Below are 19810 nucleotides of genomic sequence, written 5' to 3'. Positions count from 1 at the left end.
CCGGATTGAACCAGAAGGCTGCCAGACAAGAATGGAAATCCTTCCTGGGATATGGCTCGGGCGATTACGCCCTGAACCTGTTCTGGCAAAGCGTGGGCTTTTACCTTTTCTTCTTTTACACAGATGTTGTTGGCGTGCCGCCCGAGGTCGTCGGCACCATCTTCCTGATTGGCATGGTCTGGGATGCCGCAACCGACCCGGTCATGGGCTATCTGGCAGAACGCACAAAGGGGCGCTGGGGGCCTTACCGGCCATACCTCTTGCTCGGCGCCGTACCTCTAGGCATATCGTTTGCGCTGTTGTTCACGCCTGTCCAATTTGCTGACAGCTTCTGGCAGGCAGCCTACATCCTGGCCACACTCCTGCTATTCAGAACCTGCTATACGCTTGTTTCCATTCCCTATTCCGCCTTAAGCGCAAGGGTCACCCGGGCATCAAACGGGCGAACCCGCCTGGCGGCCATCCGCATGTATTGCGGTTTCCTCGGCGGCGTTTCCATCACGGCGTTTGCCAAATGGTTGCAACAGAGCATGGCAGACGATATCGCCTTCTCGGTCATGGGCTACAGCGCCGCGATTGTTGGCATTGTGGTTCTGTGGATATGTTTCTTTTCAACGCGCCACACACTGCGGGAAGACCTGCCCGACAGGCACCCAAGCGCCATCGGGGAAAGCCTTTCGGCCATTTTGCACAACGGACCATTTCTGCTTCTGGTGGGTGGCATCATGCTGGTGACAGTGGCCAACACCATTATCGGCCAAAGCGTCCTGTATTTCTTTGAAAGCCAGATCGGCGACCGCGCGCCCGGAAACACCGCCATTTTCATCATGTCTGGCGCGGGGCTCTTCTGCATCCCCTTCTGGGCCTATATTGCGCTCAAGATCGGCAAGCGGAACGCATGGCTGGCCGGTAGCGTGATTGCAAGCATTGGGCTGGCGCTCCTGTTTGGTGGGGTTGGAAATGACGCGGCTCTAGCCCTTGGCGCCATGGTTGTGGTGACATTGGGGCTCAGTTCTTATTCTGTCATATTCTGGAGCATGCTGCCGGACACGATTGAGTATGGCGAGTTCAAAAGCATGGTGCAAAACGAAAGCCTGCTGATCGGCGTCGCCTCATCCTTCCAGAAGATTTCCATCGGGCTGTCGGCCTTCGCGCTTGGTCACCTGTTGAATATTGTAGGTTATCAGGCGGACACACCGCTCATGGCAAACACGGCGGACGGCATACGTCATATATTCACCCTGATCCCTATGGCCGCGCTGGTGCTTTCCGGCCTGCTGATCTTCTTCTATCCCATCACCGCAAAACTGCATGGTGAAATTGTCAGCGCGATTAAAGCGCGCAACACTTCTTGACCCACGCCAATTCCGGTGCATGATCAGCACCATGCTGGATCTTGATGATGCAAAACTGGAAAAACATTCGGTAACCATTGCTGGCCACCGAACCTCAATTTCGCTGGAAAAATGCTTCTGGCGTCATTTGCGCCACTTGGCCAAAGAGCAGGACCTGTCGATGAACGAGCTTGTGCGGCTAATCGATGAAGCCAGGAGCGGTTCTCTTTCCGGCGCGCTCAGGGCCTTTGTTCTTCAGTCTCTTGAGAAGAATCAGTAGCTTCATCCTCAGCTTTTTTCTTCTGCGCATCCTGCTTCGCCTTCAAACGGGACAACAAGTCAAAAGCCCGCGTGAAGACTTCAGCGCCGGGGTTTGTCACCGGCTGATCGCCTTGAATTTTCTCCAGGTCTTTAGCCAGGCTGCCGCGAAGCCGCCGCTCTATCCCGGCGATAACAAATCGCTCCAGCGCCCGGCTAGTCCATGACGCACTAGGATTATCCAGCGGCCCCGTATATTCCACTGGAATGGCAGGCGTGTCAGGCGGCGTTGTCAGGGCCAGCAGGCCCTTGAGGTTCAGGAATGAATCCCTGAAGTTGATCTGGCCATCAAGGCCGAATTGCCCCCAGCCCCCAGCCGCAGTCAGTTCTTCAAGAAGCATCGTGCCAGCGTCCAATGTAAAGCGCGCATTAAGGGTGCTATAGCTTGTGCTGCCCTGTCGCAGCCAATTACCAACGGACCCAAGGAAGGCGGACGCCGTCGGCGCACTGCTCATTTCCCGCACCAGCGTAGGTACACCCAGGAAATTAAGGCTGCCTGCCTGCCCTTTCATTTCTCCCCGCCCCTTAAGCCCGCGCAGAATGGCGTCCAGACTGTCGCCCTGCCCGTCAAAGGATAGCGACAGCGAAGCCGCGCCCTGCAGAGCCGCGGCAAGCCCTTCTGCACGCAACATCGCGCCGATATCAATATTGGCAACATCGACCTGCCCGCTGAGAGACATAGCCTCACCGGCAATCAAATTCAGTGTTACTGATGAGCCACCGCCATTCACCGTCGCCTGGTCGCCCAGCGCAAAGCGCAGGCTGCGGTCACCGGCCAGCAGGCTTGCGTTTGGTGCTGAAACCTTCTGCCCCAAAATCACCACTTGATCGAGTGCAAGATCCACCCGACCAGCCAGGTCAAAGAATGCTGGTACCTGCCCAGTTTCTGGCGTTGTTGGCACATTACCCTGCCGTTGCCCCAAAAGCGGATTGTATGTGAGGCCCGAAGCCATCAATTTGCCCGCGACCTTGTCGTCCGCCCCCATGGAAAGCGCGCCAGCAAGCCGCGCTGGACCGTTACGGATTTCAATATCTTCTGCGTTCCAGCCGCCGCCTGCGGCTGTTACACGCGCCCGCGCCCTTACCGGCTCAGCAGGATGTGGTAACTGTCCTTCGCGGCCCAAAAGGGCAAGCACATCCGCCGCGCGCTTGTGATCATAGCTGAGGCGCCAGTCCTCGCGATCACCCTTCTGACTGCCTTCGGCCAACATCTGGCCACCTGCAATAACGCCACTCAATGTAATGGATCTTGTGCCTTCAGCGTTGTCGCTAACTGCAAAAGTAATATCTACCGGCACCCTGCCCTGCAAAGCATACGATTCGAACATGGCCAGACGCGACATGTCTTCGTGAGCAAGGGTTCCCTGCAGGCCGTCGATCTTCAGCGCGCCGCCGGCAAATCCCACCCCGCCACTAAGCGTCAGGTTACGCTGTTCTCCTTCAGCAAGTCTGACAGTTAAGCGCATGGCCTCCAGTGGCCCAGCCGCAGACAGCGTGCCACTGACGCCCTTAAGACCCAGGGCCTGCAGATAACCTGCCGCCTCTTCGCTTCCTTCGCGCAGAGCCGGGAATGCCCAACGAGAGAGAGAGGCTTCCGCTTCTACATCCAGGGTATCGCCCATGGGGCGCAAACTGCCTGTCAAGTTCAGGCTCCCGCCCGCATGCCTGACCGAAAGCCCCGTCAGCCTGGCCTGTTCCGAGCCCACATCCCCTGTTAGCTGAAGCCCTGAATATTTGGCACCACCCCAAAGAACCTCGTCCGCCGTCATCTTGACCGACACCGGCACTGCCGGCATGGCCGCAAAGATATCCCTGGGCGCCGCACCGCTAGCCTTGTCTGAGAGGTAAGCATCAAGATTGAGGGCATCAGCCGCCAGTTCAACAGCCGTCGGCCAAATGCTGCCCGCACTGCCAATCACCTGTCCCTTGAAATTCGATGTATCGATTCGTGCCTCAAGCCCGGACAGCCGCCATTCATCCTGCCTGATCGTGACGTCTGCGGACAATTCACCGGTTGCCAGCCGCCCCGCCGGAATACGTTCCGACACGTCAATTTGCATCCACCGCAGCAAAACCGGCAGATTGCCCGACATCAGCTGCAGTTTCCCCTGCCCCTCAGTCGGCGTCACAGAGCCCGTGAAAAACAGCCCCGAGCCACCCGGCAAAAGCGCCTGCAGGTTTGTGAGCGCCAAGCCACTCTCGGTAAAGCGCACCACGGCATCCACTTGCTGGATGACGCCGCCGCCGACCTCAATACCTTCCACTGCCACGTCCAGCGCACCGGTCAGGCGACCAGTGCCCGCCGGCTCAGTGGCAGCGGTTTCCTGGCCGTCAGTCTTCTCCAAGGCCTCAAGCCAAGGCGCCAGATCGATAATGCCAAGCGACGCGGAACCGGCAGCGTGGAAGCCGATGCCTCTGCGGGCAATTGTCAGGTCAAGGCGTCCGCGCGTCCCGCCAACATCCATCGTACGAGAAATCGCCCTATAGACGCCGGCCTCGCGGTCAACCTGCACGTCCAACTGAAAATTCGATTCCGGTAGCGAAGACGCAGTGGCCGTATCGCCCATCAGTGACTGAAAAGCCGTGGCAAATGACGCCAGATTATCGCCTTCTGTTTGAATACGACCGGCAAAACCGTCACCGAACAGCCGGCCGGATATATGCAGCGCCCCACCGGCCATGCCAATGTCAGTCTTCACCGAGAGGGTACTTTCGCCCCTGCTGGGTCGCAGGCGACCAGAGGATGTGACTGTCTGCCCAGCTGCAACAAAACTCCCGTCCCACTCCAATGGACCGTCCGGCAGTTGCCCCTTCAAATTAAACGACAACCCTTCAATGGTGCGGCTGACGCCCGCGTTATCCACAAGCTCAACCGTGCCGCCCACGATTTTCAGACGCTCCATTTGAATGGCAACGGCTGATGTTTCCGTCTTAGTTTCGGCCTTTGGCCATCCCTTTACGTTCCATGCCCCCTCGGCGTCTTCCTGCACCACCACATTGAGGCCGTCAAACCCCAGGTGCTGAATAGCAACATCCCCTTTGAGAAGGGCACCAAACCCAAGCCGCATATCAATGCGGTCTGCGGTTGCGACAAAATCAGCCGCCGGGTCGGCTGCTGGATACAGGCGCACGGTTTCTGCCGACACCTCTGGACGCGGGAACAGGCCGACTGTAACCCGCCCGGCCAGATCGACCCGCATGCCGAGCCGCGAAGATGCCAGTTCCGACAGCGTGCCGCGATACTGATTCCAATCCAGAAAACCGATTGCTACAGATGCCAGCAGCAAAAGCGCCACCAGCGACCCGAACAGCCAATATGTCAGTTTCAACAACTTACCGGTTTTCACAGCTGGCTCCGTTCAAATTCACTTGCCCTCAATGAGAACAGTGCGAAATCAATCCCCCTTTGACAAGGGGAGTTTGCAAGCCTGCCTTTAGAATAGGGCATTGATGCGGCGAATTCGCTTAACCTTTTTGATTTCAAACACTAAGGTACCTTGGTTCTCTGGCCGAATATCGCGCAAACGGGTGATTACGCCTTGTAAGCACACCTTGCGGCCAGACCATGCGTTGAAGTTTTTGGGAGAGAATCCCCATATGCCGATGTCTGGCAAAAAATCAGGTTTTTTTGGCCGCATCAGGCGCCGTGTCCGTACCACGCTGTTTTCCGCCGGCGGGTATGAATTCGGCGCGATCACCGTGCTCGCGGTCATTGTGGGCGTCATCAGCGGTTATGCTGCCATCGGCTTCTATCTTGCCATCGGCGCCCTCCTCGAACTGGTTTACGGCCTGAGCGAAGCCGAACTGGCCTCCGGTGCCAAGCACCTGCCCGTATGGCACATCATGGCCGCACTTGTGGGCGGCGGCCTGGTTGTCGGACAGATTTTACGCTTCATCAACAAGCACCAGGCCCGCGGCGTGCCCAACGTGATTGAAGCAGCAGCCCTTCATAACGGTCGCCTTGGCATCAAAAGTGGCATTGCAAGCGCTGTGGCCACCATCGTTTCACTGGGTTCGGGTGCATCTATGGGCCGCGAAGGACCGGTGGTGCATCTTGGGGCCACAATGGCCTCAGCCCTTACCCGGGCGCTGCACCTGAACCCATCGGCTGCCAGAACCCTGTTGGGGTGCGGTGTCGCTTCCGCGGTCGCGGCCTCCTTTAATGCGCCAATCGCCGGGGTCTTCTTCGCGCTTGAGGTTATTCTAGGGCACTATGCCCTGCACGCCTTTGCCCCCATCGTGATCGCTGCTATCGCAGGTACGTTGGTGAGCCGTGCACATTTGGGCAACTTCCCGGCATTTGAGACAACGGAATATATGATTGCCAGTTTCTGGGAATTTCCGGCTTTCTTCATCCTGGGCATCGGTGCCGCCTTTGTGGCGGTCACCTTCATGGCTGGCATGGACTGGGGCGACAAGGTCCGCATCAAGCTTGGCAAAATTCCATACTGGCTGCAGCCTGCGACAGCCGGGCTGTTTGTTGGCGCCATCGCGATCTTCTACCCGGAAATCCTCAGCGTTGGGTATGAAGCCACAAGCCGGGCCCTCAACGGCGAATATGGGTTCGAGCTTCTCCTGTCGCTGATGGTGGCCAAGATGGCCGCAACCGTCATTTCCTATGCGGGCCGTTTCGGCGGCGGCGTTTTCAGCCCCAGCCTGTTCCTGGGGGCCATGCTTGGCGGCGCCTTTGGCATTGTCGCAGCCGCCATCTTCCCGGACCTGGCGTCCACCCCCGGCCTGTATGCTGTTGTGGGTATGGGGGCTGTGGCTTCTGCAGTGCTTGGCGCACCCATTTCCACAATGCTGATCGTCTTCGAGATCACGGGGGATTATAACGTCACCATCGCAGTAATGATTGCCTCAGCGGTCGCAAGCATGGTCACCAGCGCCTTCTTCGAGCGCTCCTTCTTCCTGATGCAGCTTGCAAACCGCGGTGTGCGGCTTGAAGGCGGCAAGGCGACATACCTGTTGAAATCCGCCCGTGTGGCAGACCATATGACCCGCGACTTCTTCACAGTGCGCGATACTGAACCGGCCGTAAAAGCCAGGGAACTATTGGTCGCTCAGGGCGGCGGTCTGCTGATCGCGACAGATGAAGCCGGCCACATGACCGGCAGCCTGACCTTCAGCCAATTGCCGCCGGATATTTTCGACAACCCGGAAAAGGCCCAGACACCGGTTGCCAAATTCATGCGCGATGCGCCGCAGAAAGTGAAAGCCACCGATGCCCTGCAGCTTGCACTTCACCGCCTGGAGATGAGCGGCGAGGAGGTGCTGCCCGTTATTTCCCCAAGCCAGAACAACGTGGTTGTGGGCTTGATTCGCCACCGCGATGTGATGAAGGAATATAACCGGGCCCTTCTGGAAAGCCAGGGGCAGGACCATAAAATGGGCCGACGCGCCTGAGCCTGGGACATCTTCCAAAATCTTATCAACTGCTGCTTCCCGCACGCGCGCGAGGGTGCTATAGACGCCTCATGATGAGTGATCCGTTCGATTTAGATGACCTGAGCCCAGCGCCACAAGCGCCGCAGCCGCAAAATGACATGCCGCCGCCCTATCTGGACGGCCTGAATGAGCCGCAGCGCGACGCTGTCCTGGCCACCGAAGGACCTGTGCTTGTGCTCGCGGGCGCCGGCACCGGCAAAACCCGTGTGCTGACGACCCGCCTTGGCCACCTGATGGCGACGGGCCGCGCCGCACCCTGGAACATCCTGGCAGTAACCTTCACCAACAAGGCCGCCAAGGAAATGCAGGAACGGGTCGCCCGCGTGATCGGCCGCCCGGTCGAAGGCATGTGGATCGGCACCTTCCACTCGATCTGCGTGCGTATCCTGAGGAAACACGCGGAGCTGGTTGGCATTCAGTCCAACTTCACCATTCTGGATACCGACGACCAGATCAGGCTGTTGAAGCAGCTGATTCAGGCCGAAAATATCGACGACAAGCGCTGGCCTGCCCGGGCACTCGCAGGCCTCATCGACCGCTGGAAAAACAAGGCCCTGACGCCTGAGCGCGTACCGGAAGGCGAAAGCTACGCTTACGCTAACGGCCTGGGCGGCAAACTGTATGCCGCCTATCAGGAGCGCCTCAAGATTTTGAACGCCGCCGACTTCGGCGACCTGTTGATGCACTGCATCACGCTGTTCCAATCCCACCCGGACGTCCTGAAGGAATATCACAACCAGTTCCGCTACATTCTGGTGGACGAGTATCAGGATACCAACGTGGCCCAGTATCTGTGGCTGCGCCTTCTGTCACAGGCCAGTAAGAACATCTGCTGCGTGGGCGACGATGACCAATCCATCTACGGTTGGCGTGGTGCCGAAGTGGGAAACATCCTGAAGTTCTCCACTGACTTCCCGGGCGCCACGGTTGTGCGGCTTGAGCAGAATTACCGCTCTACCGGCCATATCCTCGCGGCGGCCTCTTCGCTGATTACGTCAAACGAAGGGCGGCTTGGCAAAACCCTGTGGACCGACGCTGGCGAAGGCGAGAAGGTCACAGTCAAAGGCGTATGGGATGGGCCAGAGGAAGCAAGGTCCATCTGTGAAGAGATTGAAAACCTGCATTCAAAGCAGCATGCACTGAGCGAAATTGCCATTCTGGTGCGTACCGGCTTCCAGATGCGCGAATTCGAGGAACGCCTGATTACCCTTGGCATTCCCTACCGCGTTGTGGGCGGCCCGCGCTTTTATGAGCGTGCCGAAATCCGCGATGTGATGGCTTATCTGCGCGTGATTGCCCAGCCAGACGACGCGCTGGCGTTTGAGCGCATCGTCAATGTGCCCAAACGGGGCTTGGGGACTGCCAGCATCCAGAAGGTGCATGCGCTTGCGCAGTCGCACGGTGTGTCGCTCCCGTATGCCGCGCGCATGATCGGCGGCATGGATATCCTGCGGCCCGCCGCACGCAACAAGCTCTCAAGCTTGATGGATGATTTTGACCGCTGGCGCGCGATGCTGCACACCCACAGCCATGTGGAAGTCACGGAAATGATGCTCGAGGAATCGGGCTATATGGAAATGTGGCAGAATGACAAATCACCGGACGCTCCGGGCAAGCTTGAAAACGTCAAGGAGATGGTCTCTGCCATGGGCGAGTTCGAGAACCTTGGGGGATACCTTGAGCATATCGCGCTCGTTATGGAAAACGACAATAACGACACCCGCGAGAAAGTGTCGCTAATGACGCTCCACGGTGCCAAGGGCCTTGAGTTCGATACCGTTTTCCTGCCAGGCTGGGAGGAAGGTCTGTTCCCGAACCAACGCGCGCTGGATGAAACCGGCGTCAAGGGGCTGGAGGAAGAGCGCCGCCTGGCGTATGTGGGCATCACGCGGGCCAAACAGAAAGCCAACATCTATTTTGCAGGCAATCGGCAGGTATTCGGCCAGTGGCAATCCAGCCTGCCAAGCCGTTTCATTGACGAGCTGCCGGCAGACCATATCGAAATGGAATCAAACCAGGGCCTGTACGGCAACCAGCGACAGAGCCGCGGCGGCTGGGGCGATGACTTCTCTGACGAAGGCTATTACACCTCTGGCGGCGACAAATACGGCCCCGGCTGGCAGCGGGCACAAACCTGGCGGCAGGAGCAGCAGTCGTTTGACCAGCGGCCGCGCCGCAGCGCACCGCCAACCATCACGGTGAAGCCTTCAAAACCGAAGAAAAAGACCCCTGCCCCCATAAGCGATTTCGCGATCGGTGAGCGGGTATTTCATGACAAATTCGGCTACGGCATGGTTGAGGACGTCGAAGGCAATAAGCTGCTCGTCGAATTCGATAAGGCCGGCGCCAAGCGCGTGGTTGACACCTTCGTCACCCGCGCCTGAGGAGACAAGAATGAGCGATATCTGGTGCCTGAATGGCGAACTGCCGGAAGCCCGTGCGCGCGAGCTTGAAGCAACCCTTGAGCTTGCAGCGGACGAGCGCGGTGAATTTCCGCCCACGCTGTCCTATTTCGAACAACCGGGCGAAGCGCTTTGGCGCGTTGAAATCTTCTTCCCGAGCCGCCCAGATAGTGAATTCCTGAATGCCGTACTCTCCCGCATGGGCCTTGAAAACTGGCAACACGAGCTGGCGCCCGTTGAAAACAAGGACTGGGTCAGCGAAAGCCAGAAACTGCTGGCGCCCGTGGAAGCGGGCCGGTTCTTCGTTTTCGGTAGCCACGACGCCGACAAGGCAAAGCCAGAGACCATCAACTTGCAGATTGACGCAGGCCAGGCCTTCGGCACCGGCAAGCATGAAACCACTGCTGCCTGCCTTGAAGTGCTGGACCAGCTGGCGGATGAGATCAAACCGAGGACCATGCTCGATCTGGGTACTGGCTCCGGCGTTTTGGCACTGGCGGGGCAAAAGGTATGGCCCAAGATGCGCATTGTCGCGTCTGACATCGACCCCATCGCAATTGAGGTGACCGAAGAGAATATCACCGTCAATAGTGGTATCCCACGTGCGATTGGTTCCGGTCTGCCGGGCATGGCTGTGGTCGTGGCCCCTGGGTTGGATGACCCGGCCTTTAATGGCGAGAAGCCGTTTGACCTGATCACCGCCAATATCCTGGCTGGCCCCCTTGTGGATCTCGCTCCAGATATTGTCGACGCGCTCTCCAAAGGTGGCACGCTTGTACTTTCCGGGCTTCTCGTGACCCAGGAAAAAGAAGTCCTCGAACCATATCTGGCTCGAGGACTAGTATCTCTGGGCAGAGTAGAGAAAGGGGAGTGGCTCGCGCTTGTTTTACGCAAGCCGTGAAGCATTTTTGGGAGGAAAATGCCTCGGGGATAAGTGGGCCAGCCTTGTTTCAGGAGAAGACTGCCCCACTGGGAAATTCTAGGGATTGGCCTGTGGGCTCAAGCCCCGGCCAACCGCAGGGATTAGTGAGCGAACGCACCGCCGCCGAAAGCGCCACCGCTCATGCCACCGAAACCACCACCAAGGCCACTTGGGCGGGTGATTTTGATCTGGAACGCTGTCTTCTGCTTTGGCTCAACCGGGCGCATCATGCCTGCTTCGGTCATCAGGGTGAAAAAGTCACCGGTTGCCGTCAGGTCGGATGCCACTTCGCTAATCAGTTCTTCGCCAGCCGCGAAGAGAGAGTGCGTTTCAGTGGAACCGCTTACAACACCGGGAATTTTGCCTTCAGCGGCCATCAGGCCCATGAAGCTGAATGCTGAAATTTGTTCGTTCATTTTTGCTGTCGCAGCCATTGGTCTTCTCCTTAACCAATTTTGTGCCCTTATGTGGGCTTCGCCAGCCCCTGCTGACAGGGCTTAGATAGGCCTCCGTCGCATGATTAAGAAGACGTTAAAAACGCAGACAAGCTATGCATAAAACGCATAGCTTGAAAGTTTTAGCATCCCGCTGAACGAATAAAGAAAGGAGGATATTGGTCAGTTTTTTCAGGAAGGTGTCGCGTCGATGACGAAAAAAAGAAGTACCAGCAGCAGGCCCCACACCGCCATACCCGACAAAATATAGGGTGTAGCCATCCGCCGCTCAAACCACAGCCTGGGCCGGATACCCTTGGCAAAGAACACCAGAAGGCCGGAAAGGTTCACGCAAACGACGTTAACAATCAGGAGAAGAAGCGCGCCATTTGCCAACTGCCACTGTTTGATTCCGAGCATAAACCCAAAGGTTGCGGCAGGCGGTAAAAGTGCAACCGCAACCATCACCCCGACCAGTGTCATTGAAAGCCCGGATGTCAGCGACAAGACACCCGCGATACCGCTTGCAGCCGCCAAGGCCATGCCGCCAAGGCCCACTTCCGTGCGGCTGAGGAGCTCGCGGCTTTCTGGCAGCTCGCCCCAAATCACACCCACGATAGCCGCCATAGCCACAGCAAGGGACATACCGACAAAGGCGGTTGTGAAGGCTTCGCTCATTAGTTTCTTGTCGCCAAGGGAGGTGCCGAAAGCGAATGCAAGGTTCGGCCCCAGAAGCGGGGCGATCACCATGGCGCCGATTACGACAGCCACATTGTCCTGCACAAGGCCGATCAGCGCCACGATGGTCGACAACAGCGTCAGCACCGTATAGCCGCTGTCAAGATGGGCGCCCTGGCGCATCTTTATCATTAGCTCTTCGCGGGTGTCGCCTGCTTCACGCGCTTCCACGTCAGGCAAAGTGGCTTCAACCGGCATGATATTGATCCGCGCCCGGCTTGAGGTCCCCAGTAGCTTCTGGATATCGTCAATGACCTTCTGGCGTTCGCCTGCCCGTGTTAGCAAGTGATATTGGACATGATCATCTTCAAGCTCAGCAGCCCGTTCACAGCTTATAACGCTGTTGGCGCTGGCGATCTTCCTGATCTGCGCTTCGGCCGCAACCGGCACCGTGACATGCAACATCTTGAGCGGCATAGCTTTTCTCCCCTAAGGGTAAAAGCCTAGCGAAGGGATGCTATGCAGGCAAGAAGCTTATTGCTCGGCTTCCTTCGCCTGCCGCTCGGCGATCCGGCGCTCAAGATCATCAAGAGCCACTAGCGCCGCGTCGACTTGTTCCAGCCCTCTCACCTTTGCTGCCAGCAACCAAAACCGGGATTGTTTGAGGTCCCGATCCAGCTTGGTTCCAGCCGCATAAAGCAGTCCAAGATGATATTGCGCAACAGGCGTTCCGTAATCTAGCAAAGGGAGGCACAGTTTCTGACCTGAAATACCCGTAAAGACTTCATCCACTTCTTCGCAGAGCGGCCCATCCAAAGCGCCTGCCGCTCGCTCATACCATTCTACGGCGAACGAAATATCTTCGGGCGAAGATACTTTGAATTCATGATGCCTGCCAATAAGGTACATCGCCACGACGTCATTATCGGCAGCGCGGCACTGCAAGGCTTCAACGTGATCTTCTCCAAGGCGCTCGGCTAGAAGCTGGCACTCACCCTTCGGCGGGGGTGGCAATCCCTTTCCGTATCGCTTGATATAAGACGCCTTTGGAATGCCAAGGGGGTGAGCTACTTGCTGGGCTGCGCCAACCATGCCGCTAAAAGCAAAACAAGATACAATGTAAACCGCGATTATCCGCATCAGGCCCCCTACGCGCCGATATGTGTGAGCCATTCGTCTTCGGTCATGACACGCACGCCCAGTTCTTCGGCTTTCTTTAGCTTTGAGCCCGCGCCCGGGCCAGCCACAACGATATCGGTTTTCTTGGAAACGGACCCCGCCACCTTGGCACCGAGAGACTCGGCCTTTGCCTTGGCCTCATTGCGGGTCATCTTTTCAAGACTACCGGTAAAGACCACTGTCAGGCCCGATACCGGGCTGTCGGTCGCCTGCGCCTCCACTTCACGCACATTAAGCGCATCCAAAAGCCGGTGCAGCACTGCGCGATTGCGCTCTTCCAGATAAAAGTCAGCAAGGCTCAGCACCACATCGCCGCCGATGCCGTCGATATCCGTCAGTTCGCTGTTGTGTGCCCGCAAGGCCCGCAGCCCTTCATTTGAAAGGTTGACACCTTCAAGCCCCGCCACTGTGCGCAGCCGGCTGACGCGGATATTTTCCGCCTTCAATGTCCCTGCATCAATGCGGGCAAGCCGCGCGGCCACAAGGCCAATAAAGCCTTCGCCAGCCACGAACAGGTCTGTCGGCTGCAGCGCGGCCTCAAAATCCTTCAGGTGTCCGAAGGCCAGCAAACAATAGTTGATGGCGCTGACCTCATGGGCGGAAAGCCCCTTGGCGGTCAAGCCGTTCATCAGCTCTAGCCCGCGCGCCAGATAAGCCACCATCGCATCCGGCGTGCCGAAATTGCGGGCCAGCAGCTTGGCGGTCTCTGCGCCGATACCCGGAATGCCAAGGCCGAAGATCACGCGGTAGAAATCAATGTCCCGGCGCTCCTCGATCGCGGCCATCAGGTTGGAAACGGAAAGGTCTCCCCATCCTTCCCATTTCTGCATAGCGCCGCCCTCGGCTTCGTTCTTTTCCGCGAGTTTGAAAATATCGGCGGGCTCGGCGATCCACTTGCGCTCGAACAGCTGTTCCACCTGTTTGGCGCCAAGACCTTCAATGTCGAAGGCGCCACGCGAGACGAAATGGCGCAGGCGCTCCACCTGCTGGGCAGAACATACCAGCCCACCCGTGCAGCGGATAACCACATCATCGTCCGACGCTTCGGCGTGAGAGCCGCACACCGGGCAGTTTTCCGGGAACTCAAACGGCACAGCATCCACTGGGCGCTGTTCCAGCACAACAGACACAACTTGCGGGATCACGTCCCCTGCCCGCTGGATAACGACCGTATCGCCAATACGGGCGTCAAGGCGGGCGATCTCGTCCCTGTTGTGCAGGGTGGCGTTGGAGACCACCACACCGCCTACTGTGACAGGCTCCAGCTTGGCCACGGGCGTCAGGGCGCCAGTGCGGCCAACCTGGATATCGATATCCCGCAGGATGGTCATAGCCTTTTCAGCCGGGAACTTGTGCGCAATGGCCCAGCGCGGGGCACGTGCCACCATGCCAAGGCGGTCCTGCAGCGCCAGGTCATCAACCTTATAGACAACGCCGTCGATATCGTAATCGAGGGTTGGTCGCTCAACTTCAATCTTGTGATAATGCTCAACCGCGCTGTCCGCACCATCACACAGCACCATCAGCGGGTTCACGTCGAAACCCCAGGATTTGAAGAGCTCAATCATACCCATCTGGCTGCCGGACGGCATCTCGGATACCTCACCCCAGGCATAGGCGAAGAATTTTAGTGGGCGCGAGGCGGTAATGCTGCTGTCAAGCTGGCGCAAAGAACCCGCGGCGGCATTCCGCGGGTTCGCGAACACTTTGGCGCCTTTTCCTTCCTGCGCCTTGTTGAGCGCGAGGAAATCTTCCTTGCCCATATAAACTTCGCCGCGCACCTCAAGGACATCGGGCCAGCCCTCTCCCTGAAGTTCTTCGGGGATGCTGTCCAGCGTGCGGGCGTTGGTGGTGACATTTTCGCCCACCGTGCCGTCGCCGCGCGTGGCTGCTTGCACTAACTTTCCCTGTTCGTACCGGAGTGCCAATGAGAGGCCATCAATCTTGGGTTCGGCTGTCAGCGCCACAGGAACATTGTCCCCCACGCCTAGGAAACGCCGCACCCTGCCCACAAATTCGCGCACATCGTCATCGTTGAAGGCGTTATCGAGCGAAAGCATGGGCTTTGCATGCTTGATCTTCTCGAACTTGCTGGCCCGGACAGTTGCGCCCACGCGCTTTGATGGGCTGTCCTTCCGCACCAGATGCGGGAACTGGGCCTCAATCTCGTCATTGCGGCGCCTGAGGGCATCATAGTCCGCGTCGGAAATCTTTGGGGCGTCCTCGCCGTGATACAGGCGGTCGTGGGTGGCGATCTCCATCGCCAGCTGCGCCAGCTCGCGGCGCGCTTGATCCTCCGTCAAATCCTTGGCGGGTACTGTAAACAAATCAGCCATCAATTATCCATCGATATGCAAAAGTTGGTCTGCGGCCGCGCGGGCTGCATCGGTAATCACATTGCCGGCCAGCATACGGGCGATTTCCTCCCGCCGGGCCTCGTCTTCAAGGGCAACCACATCGGTACGGGTTTCCGCTCCATGGTCGCCTTTGGAAATCTGGAATTGGCGGTTGCCACGTGCGGCCACCTGCGGGCTGTGGGTCACAACCAGCACCTGCGCGCTATCGGACAGGCGGCGAAGGCGCTCGCCCACGGCACTGGCAGTCGCACCACCAATGCCCTTGTCAACTTCATCGAACACCATCACCGGTGTGCTGGAGCCACGCGCTAAAACAACCTTAAGCGCCAGGATGAAGCGCGCCAGCTCACCGCCCGATGCGATCTTGACCAGTGCGCCAAAGGGCGTGCCTGCGTTGGTTTTCACTTCAAAGCTTACCCGGTCTGCGCCCTGCGCCGTCCAATCACTTTCCGGCAGGGTCTCCACCGCCGTGCGGAACTGGGCGTTCTCAAGCTTCAGGGGCGGCAATTCCGCCATCACCAGGGCATCAAGTTCCAAAGCTGCGGCCTTGCGCTTGGCGCTCAGGGTCTCCACCGCCGCGGTCATGGCCTTGCGGGCAGCAGCCACGCGGGCGCGGGCCTCAGCCACCATCTCATCCCCCGCACTTACGGCTGCATATCGGGTTTTCAGGTTTTCAAGCAGCGCAGGAAGCTCGTCAGGCTGGCAATTGTGCTTGCGCGCGAGGCGGCGGATCTCAAACAGGCGCTCTTCCGTCCGCTCCAACTCATGCGGGTCGAAATCAAGGTCTTGCGCCAGCCGATCCAGCGCTGCCATGCCTTCGCCAAGCTCAATCGCCGCGCGGTCCAGCGCTTCGATTACGGGGGCCAGCAGCTCACCGGCTGCGCCTTCCGTGCGCTCCATGCGCCGAAGCACGCCGCGCACGGTTGCATCCACGCCGCCGTCCGAAGCCAGATCGTCCTGATAGGTCTTCAGGTCATCGGCCAGCTTTTCGCCCTGCATCATAAGTGTGCGGCGCTCCGCCAGTGCCTCTTCTTCGCCTTCTTCAAGGCCCAACGTATCCAACTCGGCCACTGCATGCTCAAGGAACTCCTCGTCCGCCTTGGCGTTCGCCAGCATTTCTTCCGCATCCATCAGCGCCTTTGACGCGTCGCGAAGTTCGCTGTGCGCGCCAGCAACAGCCTTCATCTCCGCGCCATAGTCGCCAAAATTATCAAGAAGAGCACGGTGCCCTGCACTGTCCAGCAAGCCGCGGTCATCGTGCTGGCCATGCACTTCCACCAAGAGCGCGCCAACATCCGAAAGGAGCCCCTGCCCGATCGGCTGGTCGTTCGCCCAGGCTTTGCTGCGACCATCTGCGGTGATCTGGCGCCGGAGGATGATTTCCCCGTCGCCGCCATCGAGCCCTTGATCCTCAAGAAGCAAACAGGCCGGATGGCTTGCTGCCACGGAAAAGGCCGCCGAAACCATGCCTTTTTCCTGGCCTTGGCGCACAAGGGCCCGGTCTGCCCGCGCGCCGGTCGCAAGGCCAAGGCTGTCCAAAAGGATGGACTTGCCCGCACCGGTTTCACCGGTCAAAACCGTAAGGCCCGCCGAAAAGGACAGGGTCAGCTTTTCGATTAATACAATGTCACGAATGCTGAGACTGGTCAGCATCGCGCTCTCCCCTTAATTGGCCGATTCCCTTAGAATGGCCAGAGTTTACCCAACCAGGAGCCGCTCTTACCTTCTGGCCTCATATCCTTGCCGCTCAGGAGCGCATAGCTGTAGCGATACCATTTGCTGCCAGGATAGTTGTGGCCCAGAACGGCGGCCGCCATTTTGGCTTCGTCGTAGACACCAAGCGCCAGATATGATTCTACAAGGCGGTGTAACGCCTCCGGCGTGTGGCTGGTGGTCTGGTAATTCTGGATGACATTGCGGAAACGCATGGTGGCCGCCAGATACTCCTGCCGCTTCATATAGAAGCGACCAACCTTCATATCCTTGCCCGCAAGGTGATCAAGTGTCAGGTCCAGTTTCAGCCGTGCGTCCCGCGCATATTCGGTGTCCGGGAAACGCCGGATAACTTCGGTCAGCGATGCTTGGGCCTTAAGCGTCTGCGCCTGGTCACGACCGACGTCTGAAATCTGTTCATAGTGGCTCAACGCAATCAGATAATAGGCGTAAGGTGCCGACCGGTTGCCTGGGTGCAGTTGGAGGAAGCGTTCAGCCGCCAGAACCGCATCATCATAATTGTTGGTCTGATAGTGCGCGTATGCGGCCATAAGCTGCGCCCGCCGTGCCCACACCGAATAAGGGTGCTGGCGCTCCACTTCATCGAACGCCGCAGCCGCCAGACGGAAACGCTTCTTCTTCAGGTTGTCCTGGCCAAGGTTGTAAAGAACCTCAACATCTCGCGCGACATATACGTCTTCTTCATCTTTGGAACTACACGCAGCAACACTGATAAGCGCGACGCCCAGAATAGATGTTTTCAGCCAATTTGCTGCCATGTCAGTACCTTACTCCCGCACATCTGAAATGCATGCTTGCAATTCTTGCATAAGATTTCTAGTCTCAGCCTAATGCAACCATTAGTATATTTTCAACAATCACTGAAAGGTAATTCCCACCCATCAATTCAGCGTAGGCGAATTCTCTAGCACAGGAAGCCGCAAGCGCCAACGGGGAATAGCCCTTTCAAGAGCGAAGGAGACTCTATGGCGCCGCAAAGTGACGAAATTGAGGACAAGCAGGGTGGCTTGTCGGCGCGCAAGGCCGACCTGATTGACAAGCATGTCGGCAGGCGCCTTCGGGACCGCCGTCGAGCACTTGAACTCAGCCAGCAGGACATTGCCAATATCCTTGGCATCTCCTACCAGCAGGTACAAAAATATGAAAGCGGCCAGAACCGTGTCAGCGCCGGTCGGCTTTATCTTCTTGCACATATCCTGCAAACAAAAGTGTCCGATTTTTATGAGGGACTACCGGCGGGAGATGAAATCCTGAGCGGCAAGATCACGGATATGGACCTGATCATTCCAGAGCTTGAGACGCTCCCGAACGTGAATGTCCGGGATGCGCTCAGCGATCTGGTCCGCGCGATAAAGGACTCAAAAATCATGACCTCTTGAGGTCAGGACTACACGCAACCGGGGGTCGGGGAGCCCGCTCAGGCTTCCCCTTTTACAAGCGCGTCATAATCAAGCATCAGCGCTTTCGTGATATCACCAACTTCAAAGTTATATGGACCGATCTCGGAAAGTGGCGTCACTTCGGCTGCGGAACCTGTAAGGAATGCCTGCTCGAAGCCCTCCATTTCTTCCGGCATGATAGCGCGCTCGATCACCTTGATCTGGCGCTTTTTCGCAAGCTCGATCACTGTCTGGCGGGTTATGCCGTTCAGGAAACAGTCAGGCGTTGGCGTATGCAGGTCTCCGTCCTTGACGAAGAAGATGTTGGCCCCGGTAGCTTCCGCCACTTGACCGCGATAATCATACATCAGCGCATCATCAAAGCCTTTGGCTTCGGCTGCGTGCTTGCTCATGGTGCAGATCATGTAAAGGCCGGATGCCTTGGCATGTACAGGCGCCGTGTCAGCCGCCGGACGCCGCCACTTGGAAATATCCAGTCGCAGGCCTTTCATGCGAGCCTCCGGAGAGAAATAGGAAGGCCACTCCCATACGGCAATAGCGGCATGGATGGTATTGTTCTGAGCTGCAACGCCCATCATTTCACTGCCGCGCCACACGACCGGACGGCAATAGGCATCTACCAGATTATTCTTGTCCAAAAGCTCCATACAGGCATCATTGATCTGGTCCTGCGTGTAGGGAATTTTATAGCCCAGCATTTCAGCAGACTTGAAAAGACGCTCGGTATGTTCTTTAAGTTTGAATATCTTACCGTTATAGGCCCGCTGTCCCTCAAAGACCGCGCCGCCATAATGCAGGGCATGGGTTAACACATGGGCGGTACAATCGCGCCAGGGACGGTATTCACCGTCCATCCAGATCCAACCATCGCGGTCATCATAAGGGGCAGATGCCATTTTTGTTCTCCACAGACACGAAACAAATAAGATTATGTCGCTTTTTACTTGATCGATGTAACATTCTGTCGATATTATGTCAACATCACTGACATATATCGCTTATCAGGCTTATGCAAAGAAAATTACCACATTCGAACCTTTATTTACGTGAAGAAGAACTCCGGCGCGGTATTGAGCTTTTGTATTTCGCCTATCGCGATTTTACACGCGACCCGGACAATATTCTGGCAGACTCAAGCTTTGGCCGGGCGCATCACCGCGTGCTCTATTTCGTTGGCCGCAACCCTGGCACAACAGTCTCGGGCCTCCTCAGTCTCCTGCGGATCACCAAGCAGAGCCTGTCACGGGTCTTGGGCCAACTTGTCGAAGAAGGCTATGTGGACCAGGTATCAGGCGTCGAGGACCGTCGCCAACGGCTTCTTTACCTGACGGACAAAGGCAAGGCGTTCGAAAAAGAACTGTTTGAAACCCAGCGTCAGCGCGTGGCCGAGGCTTATAAAAAGGCCGGGCCCGAAGCAGTCGCAGGCTTTTGGGAAGTTCTTCTGAACATCGTGAATGAAGACGAGCGCGAAGCCGTTCTGCGGCAGATTGAAAAATAAAGCCCCCCCCCGAATGAACCGACATCTTGCCCGCCCCGTAGCTATTAATTGAAAAATAACGGGTTTGCCTCACGATAGACTGGGCAATGTCGTAGCAACGGGATCA

15 protein-coding genes are annotated in these 19810 nt (G+C 57.6%); 7 read left to right on the top strand and 8 right to left on the bottom strand.

Annotated features, from left to right (window positions below; all coding sequences use genetic code 11):
• Positions 1 to 5: 5 nt before the first annotated feature.
• On the top strand, positions 6 to 1355 hold the full coding sequence (locus tag KORM41_RS19440) for an MFS transporter (RefSeq protein WP_068152343.1): 1350 nt from the start codon (positions 6 to 8) through the stop codon (positions 1353 to 1355).
• The gene (locus KORM41_RS19435) at positions 1321 to 1614 is read left to right on the top strand and encodes a ribbon-helix-helix domain-containing protein (RefSeq protein ID WP_231727347.1); all 294 of its coding nucleotides are present in this window, start codon (positions 1321 to 1323) and stop codon (positions 1612 to 1614) included. The genes KORM41_RS19440 and KORM41_RS19435 overlap by 35 nt, the downstream gene beginning before the upstream one ends.
• On the opposite strand, the gene KORM41_RS19430 is transcribed toward KORM41_RS19435, so the two are convergent.
• Positions 1574 to 4999, bottom strand: a complete 3426-nt coding sequence (locus KORM41_RS19430; protein WP_068152341.1) for an AsmA family protein — start codon at positions 4997 to 4999, stop codon at positions 1574 to 1576. The genes KORM41_RS19435 and KORM41_RS19430 overlap by 41 nt on opposite strands.
• A gap of 256 nt (positions 5000 to 5255) precedes the next feature.
• Between KORM41_RS19430 and KORM41_RS19425 the strand changes: the two genes are divergently transcribed.
• The 3 genes from KORM41_RS19425 (at position 5256) to KORM41_RS19415 (ending at position 10403) form a co-directional block, all read left to right on the top strand.
• Positions 5256 to 7058 (top strand): chloride channel protein, encoded by a 1803-nt coding sequence (locus KORM41_RS19425; RefSeq protein ID WP_231727346.1) that lies wholly within the window; start codon positions 5256 to 5258, stop codon positions 7056 to 7058.
• Between the two features lie 71 nt (positions 7059 to 7129).
• Positions 7130 to 9484 carry an ATP-dependent helicase gene (locus KORM41_RS19420; RefSeq protein WP_068152337.1) on the top strand — a complete coding sequence of 785 codons (2355 nt, stop codon included), beginning with the start codon at positions 7130 to 7132 and terminating at the stop codon, positions 9482 to 9484.
• A gap of 10 nt (positions 9485 to 9494) precedes the next feature.
• Entirely contained in the window at positions 9495 to 10403 is a 909-nt protein-coding gene (locus KORM41_RS19415) for a 50S ribosomal protein L11 methyltransferase (RefSeq protein ID WP_068152336.1), read from the top strand.
• Between the two features lie 122 nt (positions 10404 to 10525).
• On the opposite strand, the gene KORM41_RS19410 is transcribed toward KORM41_RS19415, so the two are convergent.
• The 6 genes from KORM41_RS19410 to KORM41_RS19385 all read right to left on the bottom strand — a co-directional run bounded on the left by KORM41_RS19410 (position 10526) and on the right by KORM41_RS19385 (position 17564).
• Positions 10526 to 10858 carry a hypothetical protein gene (locus KORM41_RS19410; protein WP_068152334.1) on the bottom strand — a complete coding sequence of 111 codons (333 nt, stop codon included), beginning with the start codon at positions 10856 to 10858 and terminating at the stop codon, positions 10526 to 10528.
• A gap of 192 nt (positions 10859 to 11050) precedes the next feature.
• The gene (locus KORM41_RS19405) at positions 11051 to 12013 is read right to left on the bottom strand and encodes a TIGR00341 family protein (protein WP_068152330.1); all 963 of its coding nucleotides are present in this window, start codon (positions 12011 to 12013) and stop codon (positions 11051 to 11053) included.
• 57 nt (positions 12014 to 12070) lie between these two features.
• Positions 12071 to 12676 carry an SEL1-like repeat protein gene (locus KORM41_RS19400; RefSeq protein ID WP_068152328.1) on the bottom strand — a complete coding sequence of 202 codons (606 nt, stop codon included), beginning with the start codon at positions 12674 to 12676 and terminating at the stop codon, positions 12071 to 12073.
• An 8-nt stretch (positions 12677 to 12684) separates the two neighbouring features.
• The gene (ligA, locus tag KORM41_RS19395; protein ID WP_068152325.1) at positions 12685 to 15051 is read right to left on the bottom strand and encodes an NAD-dependent DNA ligase LigA; all 2367 of its coding nucleotides are present in this window, start codon (positions 15049 to 15051) and stop codon (positions 12685 to 12687) included.
• A gap of 3 nt (positions 15052 to 15054) precedes the next feature.
• On the bottom strand, positions 15055 to 16725 hold the full coding sequence (gene recN, locus KORM41_RS19390) for a DNA repair protein RecN (RefSeq protein WP_068152324.1): 1671 nt from the start codon (positions 16723 to 16725) through the stop codon (positions 15055 to 15057).
• A gap of 29 nt (positions 16726 to 16754) precedes the next feature.
• A complete protein-coding gene (locus tag KORM41_RS19385) occupies positions 16755 to 17564 on the bottom strand; it encodes an outer membrane protein assembly factor BamD (RefSeq protein ID WP_068152322.1) in 810 nt (269 codons plus the stop codon).
• Positions 17565 to 17771: 207 nt separating this feature from the next.
• On the opposite strand from KORM41_RS19385, the gene KORM41_RS19380 reads away from it, so the two are divergent.
• The gene (locus KORM41_RS19380; RefSeq protein WP_068152317.1) at positions 17772 to 18185 is read left to right on the top strand and encodes a helix-turn-helix domain-containing protein; all 414 of its coding nucleotides are present in this window, start codon (positions 17772 to 17774) and stop codon (positions 18183 to 18185) included.
• A 38-nt stretch (positions 18186 to 18223) separates the two neighbouring features.
• Here the strand turns inward: KORM41_RS19380 and KORM41_RS19375 are convergent, their stop codons facing one another.
• Complete coding sequence (locus KORM41_RS19375; RefSeq protein ID WP_068152313.1) at positions 18224 to 19102, bottom strand: branched-chain amino acid aminotransferase; 879 nt, start codon at positions 19100 to 19102, stop codon at positions 18224 to 18226.
• 113 nt (positions 19103 to 19215) lie between these two features.
• Between KORM41_RS19375 and KORM41_RS19370 the strand changes: the two genes are divergently transcribed.
• On the top strand, positions 19216 to 19704 hold the full coding sequence (locus KORM41_RS19370) for a MarR family winged helix-turn-helix transcriptional regulator (RefSeq protein WP_068152311.1): 489 nt from the start codon (positions 19216 to 19218) through the stop codon (positions 19702 to 19704).
• Positions 19705 to 19810 lie beyond the last annotated feature (106 nt).

The organism is Kordiimonas lipolytica, from assembly GCF_001550065.1.
The sequence above is the reverse complement of the archived record's forward strand: the minus strand, read 5'-3'. Positions and strand labels throughout refer to the sequence as shown.

Bases quoted from the DNA above. Each gene is read 5' to 3' on its own strand.
- KORM41_RS19425 (WP_231727346.1), top strand. From the start codon at position 5,256: ATGTCTGGCAAAAAATCAGGTTTTTTTGGCCGCATCAGGCGCCGTGTC.
- KORM41_RS19420 (WP_068152337.1), top strand. From the start codon at position 7,130: ATGATGAGTGATCCGTTCGATTTAGATGACCTGAGCCCAGCGCCACAA.
- KORM41_RS19415 (WP_068152336.1), top strand. From the start codon at position 9,495: ATGAGCGATATCTGGTGCCTGAATGGCGAACTGCCGGAAGCCCGTGCG.
- KORM41_RS19410 (WP_068152334.1), bottom strand. From the start codon at position 10,858: ATGGCTGCGACAGCAAAAATGAACGAACAAATTTCAGCATTCAGCTTC.
- KORM41_RS19405 (WP_068152330.1), bottom strand. From the start codon at position 12,013: ATGCCGCTCAAGATGTTGCATGTCACGGTGCCGGTTGCGGCCGAAGCG.
- KORM41_RS19400 (WP_068152328.1), bottom strand. From the start codon at position 12,676: ATGCGGATAATCGCGGTTTACATTGTATCTTGTTTTGCTTTTAGCGGC.
- ligA (WP_068152325.1), bottom strand. From the start codon at position 15,051: ATGGCTGATTTGTTTACAGTACCCGCCAAGGATTTGACGGAGGATCAA.
- recN (WP_068152324.1), bottom strand. From the start codon at position 16,725: ATGCTGACCAGTCTCAGCATTCGTGACATTGTATTAATCGAAAAGCTG.
- KORM41_RS19385 (WP_068152322.1), bottom strand. From the start codon at position 17,564: ATGGCAGCAAATTGGCTGAAAACATCTATTCTGGGCGTCGCGCTTATC.
- KORM41_RS19380 (WP_068152317.1), top strand. From the start codon at position 17,772: ATGGCGCCGCAAAGTGACGAAATTGAGGACAAGCAGGGTGGCTTGTCG.
- KORM41_RS19375 (WP_068152313.1), bottom strand. From the start codon at position 19,102: ATGGCATCTGCCCCTTATGATGACCGCGATGGTTGGATCTGGATGGAC.
- KORM41_RS19370 (WP_068152311.1), top strand. From the start codon at position 19,216: ATGCAAAGAAAATTACCACATTCGAACCTTTATTTACGTGAAGAAGAA.